At 40.3% G+C, this 13,991-nt stretch carries 10 protein-coding genes and 1 riboswitch; all 10 genes read right to left on the bottom strand.

The window, feature by feature from the left end; translation table 11 throughout:
* Window positions 1-34: 34 nt before the first annotated feature.
* Complete coding sequence (locus JQM81_RS05745) at window positions 35-1,339, bottom strand: sensor histidine kinase (RefSeq protein WP_235232585.1); 1,305 nt, start codon at window positions 1,337-1,339, stop codon at window positions 35-37.
* 21 nt (window positions 1,340-1,360) lie between these two features.
* Complete coding sequence (locus JQM81_RS05740; protein ID WP_235232584.1) at window positions 1,361-2,110, bottom strand: LytR/AlgR family response regulator transcription factor; 750 nt, start codon at window positions 2,108-2,110, stop codon at window positions 1,361-1,363.
* A gap of 337 nt (window positions 2,111-2,447) precedes the next feature.
* Window positions 2,448-3,839, bottom strand: coding sequence for a glycine--tRNA ligase (locus JQM81_RS05735; RefSeq protein ID WP_235232583.1), 1,392 nt, complete (start codon window positions 3,837-3,839; stop codon window positions 2,448-2,450).
* A gap of 128 nt (window positions 3,840-3,967) precedes the next feature.
* The gene (locus JQM81_RS05730; RefSeq protein ID WP_235232582.1) at window positions 3,968-5,770 is read right to left on the bottom strand and encodes an ASKHA domain-containing protein; all 1,803 of its coding nucleotides are present in this window, start codon (window positions 5,768-5,770) and stop codon (window positions 3,968-3,970) included.
* Complete coding sequence (locus JQM81_RS05725) at window positions 5,763-6,791, bottom strand: methylcobamide:CoM methyltransferase MtbA (protein ID WP_235232581.1); 1,029 nt, start codon at window positions 6,789-6,791, stop codon at window positions 5,763-5,765. Before JQM81_RS05725 ends, JQM81_RS05730 begins: the two co-directional genes overlap by 8 nt.
* 14 nt (window positions 6,792-6,805) lie before the next feature.
* Complete coding sequence (locus JQM81_RS05720; RefSeq protein WP_235232580.1) at window positions 6,806-7,462, bottom strand: corrinoid protein; 657 nt, start codon at window positions 7,460-7,462, stop codon at window positions 6,806-6,808.
* Window positions 7,463-7,524: 62 nt separating this feature from the next.
* A complete protein-coding gene (locus JQM81_RS05715) occupies window positions 7,525-8,643 on the bottom strand; it encodes a uroporphyrinogen decarboxylase family protein (protein WP_235232579.1) in 1,119 nt (372 codons plus the stop codon).
* Between the two features lie 64 nt (window positions 8,644-8,707).
* A riboswitch (cobalamin riboswitch) is annotated at window positions 8,708-8,895 on the bottom strand.
* A 247-nt stretch (window positions 8,896-9,142) separates the two neighbouring features.
* The gene (recO, locus tag JQM81_RS05710; protein WP_235232578.1) at window positions 9,143-9,892 is read right to left on the bottom strand and encodes a DNA repair protein RecO; all 750 of its coding nucleotides are present in this window, start codon (window positions 9,890-9,892) and stop codon (window positions 9,143-9,145) included.
* Window positions 9,893-10,064: 172 nt separating this feature from the next.
* Window positions 10,065-10,961: a GTPase Era gene (era, locus tag JQM81_RS05705; protein ID WP_235232577.1), complete on the bottom strand. Its 897-nt coding sequence runs from the start codon at window positions 10,959-10,961 to the stop codon at window positions 10,065-10,067.
* 52 nt (window positions 10,962-11,013) lie between these two features.
* Window positions 11,014-13,935 (bottom strand): insulinase family protein, encoded by a 2,922-nt coding sequence (locus JQM81_RS05700; RefSeq protein ID WP_235232576.1) that lies wholly within the window; start codon window positions 13,933-13,935, stop codon window positions 11,014-11,016.
* Window positions 13,936-13,991 lie beyond the last annotated feature (56 nt).

Raw genomic sequence — 13,991 nt, 5'->3', positions numbered from 1 at the left:
AGAATTAATATTTCTTACGACATTTTTCATCCTTTTAATTTATTATTACCTCAAGTACTTGAACTACTTTTTCTTCCTCTACTGTCAATTCATGAAACATATCCGAATGCTTCTCTAAAAGCTGTTCTACCCAGTGTAAACCATTTCCTCTTCCTTCACCTTTTGTGGAATATCCTTTCTGTGTCAAAACAGAGATTTCTGGTAGACAATTACAATTATTCTCTATACGAAAAATAACCCCTTTGACAGTCTTTTTTATAACAATTTGTATTTTTCCATCTTCTATCGACTCTGTTTCTTCAATCGCATTATCAAGAAATATCCCCAATATTCGGACCAAATCCTCCATGTCCTTGTATTTTACATTCAGATTTTCAGCTATATTTACCTGCACTTCTATATTCTTCGCAAAAACCAACAACAATTTTTCATACAAAAATCCTTTTAATTCCATTGGTTTGATATTCTTCAAACTTTTCCATGCTATAGATTGACTCTCTTCCCTTCCTTCTTGCAAATATATCTTTTGATAAAAAAATTCACGCAAACCTTCCATCTCATTTTCTCTGATAAATCCTGACATAGTAGACAATATATTTTTATAGTCGTGACGAAATGCCCTTGTTTCTTCTAACATCTTTTCAAGGTTCTCTACATAGCTTTCTAATATTTTCTGTTGATGAATCATAGCTTTTTGCTTTTCTTCTTCCTCTATACTCTTCGCAACATTCAAAAGAACCCAAGATATTATTACCAAACTTATAAAAAACAAGAAGCTATTAAACATTAACATGTTTTTTGAATATCCAACCTTCTCTCCTAATGTTATATTCATCAGAAAGATAGAAAGAAATATTATTATATTTATAACAAGTGCCAACTGTACTTTCGAAGATATTTCGGTAAATATTCTCTGGACCATTTTGCGAGAATAGATAACCTTACGTAAAACACACAACCCAGTGTATGATAACAAAGCATATATCATCGAAAAAATAAATGTATATTTTTCGCTTATCACATCCCGCGGTATTCTCAAAAACACATCAATAAAAACTAGCATTACATTATTTCCTATAATCGCAATAACGTACCCCAAACAAGCCATAAATAAATTCAATAATTTTTTTTCTTTTTCCATGGCAACAATCATTCCTAGCAATCCTGCCAACATCAAAAGTCCTGTGTCTTGTTTTATAAAAAGATGTGCCAGTATTCCTACAACTGCCACATATCCAATAAGTATCAGATACTCTGTCCTTCGTAACGGTTTACTCAGTAAGCCAGTTGCCCCTATGACTACACAAAGTCCCGATAATACTCCATTTATTAAGATCATACAACTCACACCATTTCATTACTAATCTCTTAACAGGTTCCTCATTTCTCTATATGAGACCTCTACCTTTAATCCTCCTGGCATTAACGCGTAATGATTCTTCTTATCTATTTCTCGAATCTTTTTTTTCTGCACAATGCAAGATTTATTCACATAAATAAAATCTCCACCCAATATTTCAAACATTTTTTTCAATGTTTCTTTTATTTTTATTTTTTGACTCGTTGTATAGATATCAATCATATGAGTACTTTTAATTGCCTGTACCATTACAATATCTTCAATAGGAATCTCTATCATCCGGCTTCCCGATTCCAGCTTCACCGATGGGCGCACATCTACCTCTCTGGATTTCTCTATTTTCTGAAATATCCTATTCATCCTTCTCTCAATTCTTGCGCTCATTTTATCTGCAAGGAAATCCTGTGGCTGTTTCACAATATAATCTACAATTTCAAGTTCATACTCAAAAGCTTTGTATGCCAGTTCCTCACAAGATGTCAAAAATACAATGTAACTGTCTTTCATATTCTTTTTTATCTCTTTTGACAGCTGAAATCCATCCATAGCATATCCTTCCAACTGTATATCTAAAAAAAACAATGCCGGAGATTCCCCATATTTTTTTACATCAAATAAAGTGTATTGTGGATTTTTTCGAGCCGACACAACCTTGGCATCCTTATGTGTGTTTGTAATATATTTTTCTATAATTCGCTTGAAATATAAAAGCTGTTTTTCCTGATCTTCACATATATATATTTGAATCATAAATTCCTCTCACGTATTTTTATAAATAGACGATATACTAATACTACTATATATAATTCCAAAAACAAACGTATTATCTTATAACTTTTTCTTCCGCTTTCACATTTTTCCATAATTTTTACTTTGTCCAATCACAGCGGATACCCGTTCTCTTATGTCAGCTATGCTTTTTTGAATTACTGTTGTAAGACCATATCAAACCATTGTTTCCCTACAAATGTCCGCAAATAAAGAAATCTATGATTTATGAAAAGGAACATCGAGAGAATCCATTTGTAAAGAAAAGTGGTGCTGGAGTTCAACTCCAGCACCAACTTTATCTACATCCCTTTATTTCTTACCATGCAAACTTTTTCTCAAAGTAAGCATCCAAATCTTCTATTTTAACTCTTTCCTGTTCCATGGTGTCTCTGTCACGTACGGTTACTGCTCCGTCTTCTTCGGAATCGAAATCGTAAGTTACACAGAATGGTGTTCCGATCTCGTCCTGGCGGCGGTAGCGTTTACCAATGTTGCCACGTTCATCGTATTCGCAGTTATACTTCTTGCATAACTGTGCATATACTTTTTCAGCGCCTTCATTTAACTTTTTAGAAAGTGGAAGGACTCCAATCTTTACTGGTGCAAGTGCCGGGTGGAAGTGAAGGACTGTTCTGGTATCTCCGCCTTCTAATTCTTCTTCGTCATATGCGCTGCAAAGGAATGCCAGCACCATACGGTCAGCACCCAGTGATGGTTCGATAACGTATGGAATATATTTTTCTTTCTTCTCATCATCAAAGTAAGACATATCCTGCTTAGATACATTCTGATGCTGAGTCAGGTCGTAATCTGTTCTGTCTGCGATTCCCCATAACTCGCCCCATCCGAATGGGAAGAGGAATTCTACGTCTGTTGTTGCACGGCTGTAGAAGCAGAGTTCTTCTGGTGAATGATCACGTGGACGTAACTCTTCGTCTTTAATGCCAAGAGCCTTCAGCCAGTCAAGGCAATACTTCTTCCAGTATGCATGCCATTCAAGGTCTGTTCCCGGTTCGCAGAAGAATTCCAGTTCCATCTGCTCAAATTCTCTGGTACGGAATGTAAAGTTACCAGGTGTAATCTCATTACGGAAAGATTTACCAATCTGGCAGATACCAAATGGAATCTTCTTTCTTGAAGTACGCTGTACATTCTTGAAGTTTACGAATATTCCCTGTGCAGTCTCAGGTCTCAGATATACCGTATTCTTTGCATCTTCTGTAACTCCCTGGAATGTCTTGAACATCAGGTTAAACTCACGAATCTCCGTAAAGTTATGCTTTCCACATGTTGGACATGGAATCTCATGCTCCTTGACAAATGTCTCCATCTGTTCATGGCTCCATCCATCAATACTGTCTCCAATATCGATACCGTTCTCATGTGCATAATCTTCAATCATCTTATCTGCACGAAAACGCTCATGACATTCTTTACAGTCCATCAATGGATCACTGAATCCGCCAAGGTGTCCGCTTGCCACCCATGTCTGTGGATTCATAAGGATTGCACAGTCAACACCAACATTATATGGATTCTCCTGTACAAACTTCTGCCACCATGCTTTTTTGACATTGTTCTTTAACTCTACTCCGAGGTTTCCATAGTCCCATGTATTTGCAAGCCCTCCGTAAATCTCAGATCCTGGATATACAAACCCCCTGGATTTCGCCAATGCCACGATTTTGTCCATTGTTTTTTCTACCATATCCTCATCCTCACCTTCTGTTTTTTATACTTGCAGAATCTGCTTCCGATAACTTTCACCGGATGCACGACAACTGAAATGTATAATTGTAAACTATTATACATTTAACTGTATATCTTTTCAAGGTGTTATTTACTGAAATCTGGGAAAATCAGGCAATCGGAGAAAAGTCTCTCATATCCTTGTGTTGCTCCTAATTCCATATAATCCATATTGTGAGCTAATTCTTCCATTTCTCGCTTTACCTGAGCTGACATCAGTGCCATATATGCGCCTGTCTTCGAGGAGTTTCCGACATAGACAAGCCTGTCTTCAACTTCCTGTGGCAAGATTCCTGTTCCTGTCAGACTATCCGCCGGAAGATGTGCTCCAAACTGACCGGCAATCATCACTTTATCCAGATCTTCCATCTGGATTCCAGCTTTATTCAGAAGAGCTATAAATCCGGACAGAATTGCCCCTTTTGCAAGCTGTACCTGGCGTACATCTCCTTGCGTGATGAGAAGCTTTTCAGGACTCTCTGTCATGATAAATTCTCGTTTTCTTCCATCTAACTGGAGCATCGGATAACGGTAATCTGTTTCTTCTAATTTATCTTTCTTAATAAACGCACCATCCTTGCGTACCAGACCAGACTTTAACAATTCCTTTACCACTGCAAGAATACCGCTTCCACACACACCGATTGGCGGTTCATCGCCAATGACTTTTAGCTTCACACCTTCTTCGGTGATCTCTACATCCTCAATGGCACCCTCTGCCGCACGCATGCCGGAACTGATATTCATTCCTTCCAGAGCCGGACCAGCTGCACAAGAACAGCACAAGAGCTTTCCATGACTGGACAATACGATTTCTCCATTGGTTCCAATATCAATGAATAATACATTGCCTTTTTCTTTCTCCAACTCACACACATAAGCGCCAGCCACAATATCTGCCCCTATATACGCGGAAACGGATGGAAGACAATAAAGCCTTGCTCCCTTCGCCGCATGTATTCCAATCGAATCAGCTGGAATATCCTTTGATTTTACGAACATTGGAGCATACGGTGCCCTTCCGATCGGAGTTGCATCTATTCCCAGAAGCATATGCATCATCGTACAGTTGGCACCTACCGTAATTTCATAGATCTGTTCTTTTAAGACTCCTGCCTGTCCGCAAATATCCTGAATCATATCATTAATGGATTCCACAATAGCACCGCGAAGTTTTTCTACTCCATCCAGAGGATGCTCTAATTCATAGGTAATTCTCGTAAGAACATCCAGTCCAAAATGCTTCTGTGCATTAATCATAGATGCATTAGCCAGCTCTTTCCCTGTATGCATATCAATCAATGCACATACGACAGTTGTCGTTCCAATATCAATTGCTACACCATACAAGGAATCTGAAGTGTCACCTTCTTCAACCTGTATCACTTCACCATTATGCAGAACAACTGTAACCTGTCCCGGGGCGAATGTCGCAGACTGAAGAGCCGGAAAACTGATATTATCCATTCTAAGCTGCTCTTTTATCTGGTCTTCCCAAGGGGTCTGGTCGCTTAATGTGGGTTTATGAATCTCTATTACTCGTTTTTCAATATCACAGTCAAATGTAAAATCCGGGATATAGCCCGTAGTCAGAACCTCATGTTTCCGTTCTTTTCCAAGAAGTTCAATCTCCAGATCATCTTCCGGTCTGACCAGACAGGACAGACGGATTCCTGCTTCCAGTTCTTCAGATTTCAAAAGCTTTCTCTCCGTCTCACAGGCCTCTGGGATATTTCCGCCAAGAATCTTCACACGGCATTTCCCACATACTCCTTTCCCATTACAGGGATTGTCCACAAATATCTTCTCAGCAAGAAGAATCTCCAACAATGTTTTTCCTACTGTATACTCATAACTCTTTCCTGCCGGCTGTACTGTTATCTTAGGCATCAGCTAGTACCTCTTCTTTTAATGTTTTTAAAATTGTCTGTATATTCGCAAGCGGTGACTTTGTTCCCAGACCACACGCCGGTGAAATGATATCCGAGCCGCCGGCAACACAGCTGCGAGTCAGCTTCGCCACACGCTCCGGATCTCCAAACTCCAATGCATAGGTACTGACATTTCCCATCAGAACACGATCTTCCAGATGCTTTCTTGCCTCAGACATTGGCACGACAGAGTCGAAACTTAATGCATCACTGTGTACCATATCAATCTGTTTATATACACTTTTCATCTGTCCACAGATATGCACGATAGTTCCCATCTTCTCATCCTGAAGTCCATCCAGAACCATATTCAGATATTTTACTGCATATTCTTCAAAATATTTTGGCCCCAGAATCTCTCCTGTACCACTCGGATCTGAGATTGCAATAACATCTGCTCCAGCCTCGATCTGTGCTCTGGCAAAATCAATAATCTGCTCCGTCACAAACGTCATATATTCATGGGCCTCTTTCTTGTGTTTTCTGAGATCCTTATAAAAATTCACAGGTTCCATTACAGAACTTGCTGTACTGATTGGTCCGGTAATATTTCCAACGATTGGTACATCCAGATTCTTAGCTTTTAAAATACGGATAGCATCTAAAACTACCTTTGCACGGCCCTCTTCATGATTTACCGGCTTTAGTTGCTTCCAATCCAGTACAGAATCGATGGCATACCCCGTCACATGAGGCTCGAATATCTTCGTTCCCATGGTCACTTCTGCCCCCATGGCCTCTGCCTCTACAGTCATACAGAACGGTACTCCCACATTTTCAAAGCATCCATTCTCATAATTCGCCAACGCAAGCTTTGCCATCATCTCAGCATCCGTATGTGCCTCCGGCCATGTCACCCCACAAGTATCCATCAACTCTGACGTAATCATATTCATCATTCCACCCGGGCAAATGCACGGAGGGCGATCTACCTCTTCATGATGGAACACTTTTTCCAAACGTTCTTTCTCTGTCAACATGTATTGCCTCCTTATTACGCAATTCCCATCAAACGCTTAGCAAGCTTCACCGCTTCTACTGCATTTACAGAATATCCATCTGCTCCGATCTCATCTGCATATTTCTGAGAAATCGGACTTCCACCAACCATAATCTTGAACTGATCACGGATCCCACGCTCTTTTAACTTATCTATAACGGTCTTCATACCAATCATGGTAGTTGTCATCAGTGTTGACATACAGATAATAGAAGCACCTACTTCCACTGCCTTATCTACAAAATTATCTAACGGGACATCTCTTCCTAAATCATACATTTCAAACCCTGCTGTGTCCAGCATAATCTTTACAAGATTCTTACCGATATCATGGGTATCTCCTTCTACTACACCGATAACAACTTTTGGTTTTTCTACACCGGTATCATCCGCAGGAAGATGCGGACGAAGCACGTCTAATCCTGCATACATTGCATCAGAACAGAGCAATACATCCGTAACGAAATATTCTTCTGCATCGTACAAATCACTCGCCTTATTCATTCCATCTACAAGTCCATCCATAATACCATCAAACGCTGGGTATCCTGCTTCCAGATATTCATTCGCAACATCTACGACCTCTTCGTCCTCCATTTCAACTACACATTCAGATAACGCTTCCAGTAATTCCTCTTTTGATCTTGCCATGATCATTTCCTCCTAAAACTTATTAATCAAGATTAACATCTATTGATTCTATAAACTACCTCTTAATCTTCTTGCAATCCTTTCGGCAGACATCCTATTTTCGCACCACGCCCATATTTTCTTGCTGCATAGATAAGAGCTTCCATATTCTCTTTAGATGTACCAAACGGCGTCTGACATCCGACGTTAAGCTGGAATCCTTTTGGACTGTCTCCTGCCTTTTCAATACATTCTTTACAGGACGCAATCACCTCATCAATCGTACCATTTAACATAACATCTACTGGCGGTACATTTCCCATTAACATCACTTTATCTCCAATCGCTTCTTTTGCCTCAGCAAGATCTTCGCAATTATCTATACTAAATGCACATACTCCACTATTTGCAATGTCGTTCCAGATTGGTTTCGTTTTTCCACAAATATGGATCATAGGCGGCTGTCCTGTTATTTCATAAAGTCCATCAATCATCTCTTTCAAATATGGATAAGAAAACTCATCGAACTGCTTTTTACTCAAAATATCCGAGCAGGTTACCGGATCAGATATAAATACAGAACATGGCCCAAATTCTTTGCAAAATGCTTCTACCCATTTTAATGAACATTCATTGGAAAGTTTCAAAAGCTTTTTCAGCATTTCCGGATTTTTTCTGGTATCTCTTAACATTAAATCCACCGGCCTGATCGCAGCTGCACATGACACTGGCCCTGTCACACCTGTGCTGATTGGATATTCGGGTAATCGTTTTTTTAATTCTTTTGCCATATCAAGCATTGGGGTAAGAACGGGATTGTCATATGGGTCCACTACTTTTAATTTATCAAAATCTGCATAATCCATAAGGACATGTTCTTCGATTCGAGGCACTCCGTATTCTGGTGTGAAAAGTTTCGATCCAAGTGCTACTCCAATGGTTCTTAAATCCGGCCCAACTCCAAATCCAAAATTGTTATATGTCACATCCTTCTCCCTGATGACCTTTGTCATAACTTCCGGATCTTCGCTCATTTGTTTCGTTGAATATCCCATCAGATCGGCAATCGCCATCTCTGGGGCAAGAATTCCATATGGAATGCAGTCCACTTCCTCCCCTTTCATGTATGCTGCCATACGTTCAGAAGGTGTCATCTCTTCTTTCTGTTCATTCATCAACTTTTTCAGCTCTTGATAATCCATTTTTTACCTCCTAAAATAAAATACGGTACGAAAAAACAGCGTAAACACTGCCTTTCCCCACCGAAATCTCCTGAAAATATATAGCAGGTCTCCTGACTCGACTTCATCCTCTGGATTTCCTTCCCCAAAAGTAAAACATCTTGAGTGGTCAATAAAACCATCGTCCGTCACACAGTAGAGCGGGCTGCTCCGGACTCTCACCGAATTCCCTTTTCAACAATTCTCATTGTCACTATATACGTTTACATTTCAAGTTTATCATGTGAATTAACATTTTCCAAATCGGTTATTTCTATAATAAAAGTCTTATATAGATAGTTTCTATTCTACGGGTTTTTCATCTCTAAATGATTCATTCACTTTATGTATTCGTTCTGACAAACTATAATACAGATAAATATATTACAGGAAACGCTGCTTGAAAAAGAATAACATCAGAGAGGAGCTTCGCACACCAACAGATCTGGTCGGATGCGAGGCTCCCCTTTTATGTATATTTTTATCCTAATTTTGTCAATTGTTCTAATATCTCTAATGACTTAAATCTTTTTCCTACGTAAGTTTCCAGATATCTTCCGGTCACTTTTCCCAGTTCCCGAAGCACTTCATCAGATACGGTAAAGGTATATAGTTTTTCCACCGGCGTTCCCACAATATATTGAAGCGTATAGATTGTAGAGGGATTCAGCACCATTCCATCCGAAACATCTCTTCTGCATCTGTCACAGAGCAGACCTCCACGTCTAACACTGAACACCATTGGTCTTTCTCTGTCCCCGCATCCTACACACTGGAATACCTGTGGTCCTTCTCCATTGATACTGACCGTTTTCAGCTCATAGATATACCGAATCAGCCGGTTTGGTATATGGGGATTTACAAGCGCCCGAAGAGTCTGATACAAAAGCTTTAATAGCTGAGTCTCATCGTTAGCTTCTCTTGCATAATAATTGGCCAGCTCCATAAAATAGAATCCGTAATATGCCCCTTCAACATCCATACGCAGCTCCTGAAAGTAATTGGAAATAGAGGCCGACACCAATGTATATGATGTCCGCCCCTCATAAACTGTAAATTCTCCGAAGGAAAATGGACTCGTTACTCCCATCAGTGCACTGTTAGGCCTTCTTGCGCCGCGGGCAAATGCTGCAATCTTCCCTCGTTCTTTTGTCAGAATTACCACTCGTCTGTCATATTCGCCGACAGGAGCTGCCTGCAGGACCAGGCCTGTCACTGTAATCTGATTCACCGTTTATTCCACCTTCATGGTCTTTTATTATCTGTTTACAAATCTGCATTCCCTTATAGCAAAGATAATCTGTCACTTTTCCCGTCTCCAGAAAACGCTCCCAGTACTCTTCTTCCATGAAATCACCTCATCCTCTGTTGATAGGATTAGGTTCTCCCAGAAAAGGCTGATTTTATTCTTCATCCCGATATCCAAAATTTTTCATTAGATATTCGCTGTCTCGCCAGTCCTTCTTTACCTTAACCCAGAGTTTCAGATTCACTTGACAATCCAGCATTTTCTCAATCTCATAGCGGGCTGTGCTGCCAATCTTTTTCAACATATTTCCTTGTTTTCCAATAATTATCCCCTTGTGGGAGTCTCTCTCACAGATGATGGTCGCATTAATATGCATTACCTTCTTCTGCATCTTCATCTGGTCAATTGCCACCGCAATTCCATGTGGAATCTCATCCTGCAGACAATGAAGTGCTTTTTCGCGAATCAGCTCTGCTACGATCTGACGCTCCGGCTGATCAGTAATGGTATCCTCATCATAAAACTGTGGTCCATAAGGAAGATACTTCATGATCACTCGTATCAACTCATCCGTATTATCCCCGTTTCTTGCAGACACCGGAACAATTTCCGCAAAATCGCAGACATCCTTATACGCTGCAATTGCCGGCAATACCTCTTCCTTCTTCACACTGTCAATCTTATTAATAACCAGAATAATTGGGGTATGAACTCTCTGAAGCTGCTTGGCAATGTGCTGCTCACCTGCACCGATGAACGTCGTTGGCTCCACAAGCCACAACACCACATCCACCTCATTCAACGTCCGCTCTGCCACATTCACCATATATTCTCCAAGTTTATTCTTCGCCTTGTGGATACCCGGCGTATCCACAAACACGATCTGCCCCTCCTCCGTTGTCAGCACCGTCTGGATACGATTTCTCGTCGTCTGCGGCTTATTAGAAGTAATGGCAATTTTTTGTCCTATCAGACAATTCATCAACGTAGATTTCCCCACATTTGGGCGTCCGATCAAAGTAACAAATCCCGATTTATAATCTTTTCTCATAAAAACTCCTTAAATGGGGACGTAGTATTCTTTCAATTTACTACGTCCCCTGTTAAAAACTTGTCACAGTTTTAAACAGTTCTTTATTTTCTTCTATTTTGTCTTCGCTTCCAACTACGCACAGTTGATCTGCCTTCAATACGGCCTCTACAACTCGGTAAAGGGCGCGGATATCATCTTGTGTTGCATCTAGAATCTGACTGCGTTCTTCGCGGATCATGTCTGCGCTTACTTTATTCATGTAGAGGTTCATGGATCGTTCGCCTTTGGTTGCGGGTGTCATAGGCTGATCAATATTGCTGATGGTTCCGATGATGTATTTGGTCATGTCTCTGTCGCTTACGGTGAAGTTCTTCAGGTAATCTACAATTCCTTCGTATACTTCTATGGTGCGCTTCAGATTTGGATCACGGTAGGAAACGAAATAACCTTCTCCTATGCGGTTGAAATTGCTCATGCATCCATATGCTCCGCCTTTTACACGGATATTCTGCCAGAGATAATCGTAGCTTAGGATTACCTTCAGAATCTGAAGTGCTCCGGTATATGCAGCTCCATTATCGATGAAGTTACCGGTTCGTGCCACATACTGTACTTTTGATGCTGTTTTGAATCCTTCGTTCTTCTTTTCGCAATGGATGATGCATGGTGTCTCTTCTGGAACTTCTTTGTAAAGTCTTTCGGAAAGATTGGCAATCATCTTCTCTAATCCGTCCATTCCTTCTTTTGAAGCAGTATAACTGATCATCATGTTATCCGGACGGAATAGTTTCTTGGTAAGATTGATAAGTGTTGCTGTTATTGATTCTTTTTCTTCCTCGAAATGCTCTGACAGATCCACTATCTTCTGGTAAAAATCTATGCCATTTGTCATATCCTTGAATTTTGCGGACGGAGAAGCATAGGACAATGCCCGAAGCGCCGCTGTTGTATGCCCGGATGACTGGAATTTCATAGAGAGCCTTGACTTGGTCATTGCCAGGATTTCTTTGATTCGTTTCGTATCATTTAACTTGGAAGCAGTCAGAATCTCCCCCATCATCTCAAATGTTTTTTCAAGCTTTGGATAAAGTGCTTTTCCCTTGATTTCAAATGTTGCTTTAAATACCTTCTCCCTTATATTGGTAACATCGTTATAAAGCTCCAGTGATGTTCCAATTCCTCCGGTATGCATATTAATCTCATTAAAAAGTTCCCCGTATCCGTAATTCTCTGTATCAATGATTCCTAACACAGACTGCAAGATTCCAACATAAGGAAGTTCTTCTGCACTGACTCCTGACAGGTCGAACATCACATCTACATAGCCAATTCCATTTGTCTCAATTTCATGAAATACGACCGGAACTCCTGCCAAATTCATCTCTTCATTAAAAATCGGATCAATTTCTCTGGAAATATCTTCTCGATTTAAAACCGGGATCCGTTCCAGCGCTTCTTCACTCTCTGGTTCTGACTGGTATTCTTCCAGCTTCTTTGTCCGAGAAACCATTTCTCTGATTTCCTCATCGCCAAGGCTGGCTTTATATTCTTGTAATTTTGCATCCAGCTCAGCATCCATGCGGGCAGTACGCCCCTTCTCAGGTTTCACAATAACAATCGCACCATGAGTATTATCCAGCAGATATTTCTGGATCAAGTCCTCATAATAGCGAGTTCCCACCTGTTTTTTCAGGAACGCAAATGTATCCAATGCCTCGATATGAATGAATGGTTTGTCATCATCATATAGCCAGCTATCCATTATCTGAAGTCCATACATCAATCCCTTCGGATAATTTCCAAAATCAGCTTCTCTGTAACGGAACTCATGATAATTAATTCCCGCCTCAAGTGCTTTCTGATCCATCCCATTTTTCACAATGTCCGTCAGCACATTCTCGATAACTTCAATAAACTTATCCTTCTGATCTGCATCTGCATTCTTAGCTATTACAGAGAAAATCGGCTGATAGATTCCATTATCATAAGATCCCATAATATCCTGTCCAATTCCAGCATCCGTAAGAGCTGTCTTCAATGGCGCACCTGGCGCAGATAACAATGCGTAATCCAGAATTTCAAACGCCAGATACAATTCTCGATCTAGACTTGTACCAATTACCTTATTATAAGAAAGGTACGTATTTTCGTCTTCTGATTCATCGCTTGCTATGGAATATGGCATCTCCAATTCCTTCATTTCTGAAAAAGCTTCTTGCAAATGAATCTCTGAATCTACTACTTTTTTCTCATAATGACAAAGATATTCCCGATCCAGCCAGCATAGCTTTTCTTCCATATCCATATCTCCATAAAGATATATATAGCTGTTGGACGGATGATAATAAGTCCTGTGAAAATCCAGGAACTGTTCATAGGTCAGCTCCGGGATGACCTCCGGATCTCCACCGGATTCATTTGCATAGGATGTATCTGGAAATAATGTGTTCAGAACCACTCGGTCAAGCACACCTTCCGGTGAAGAGAATGCCCCCTTCATCTCATTATAGACCACTCCATTATAACTTAATTTGTCATCTGCAGAATCCAGTTTGTAGCTCCAGCCTTCCTGACGGAATGTCTCTTCATGCTCATAGATATTCGGATACAGTACCGCATCCATATATACATGCATGAGATTCTGGAAATCCTTATCGTTACAGCTTGCCACTGGGTACACTGTTTTATCCGGATAAGTCATTGCATTTAAAAATGTATTGAGCGACCCTTTCACTAATTCTACAAATGGATCCTTGGCCGGGAAGTTCTTTGATCCGCACAGCACAGAATGTTCCATGATATGTGGCACTCCGGTACTGTCACTGGGCGGAGTACGAAAACCGATACTAAACACCTTGTTCTCATCGTCATTTTCTATCAGAAGAACTCTTGCGCCACTCTTCTTGTGCCTCATCAAATAACCTTTAGACTGAATTCCCTTCAATTCTTCTTCCTTGATCAAGTCATATGTCTTCAAATCTCTGATGCTCATAAGATTTTGTTATCTCCTTTCTTCCGGTGTCATCACGACTACACCTATAGCATTAT

The organism is Faecalicatena contorta (assembly GCF_021531895.1).
In the GTDB taxonomy this organism is placed as follows: Bacteria; Bacillota; Clostridia; order Lachnospirales; family Lachnospiraceae; genus JAFBIX01.
Note: the sequence above shows the minus strand (reverse complement) of the source record. Positions and strands in the feature narration are given on the sequence as shown.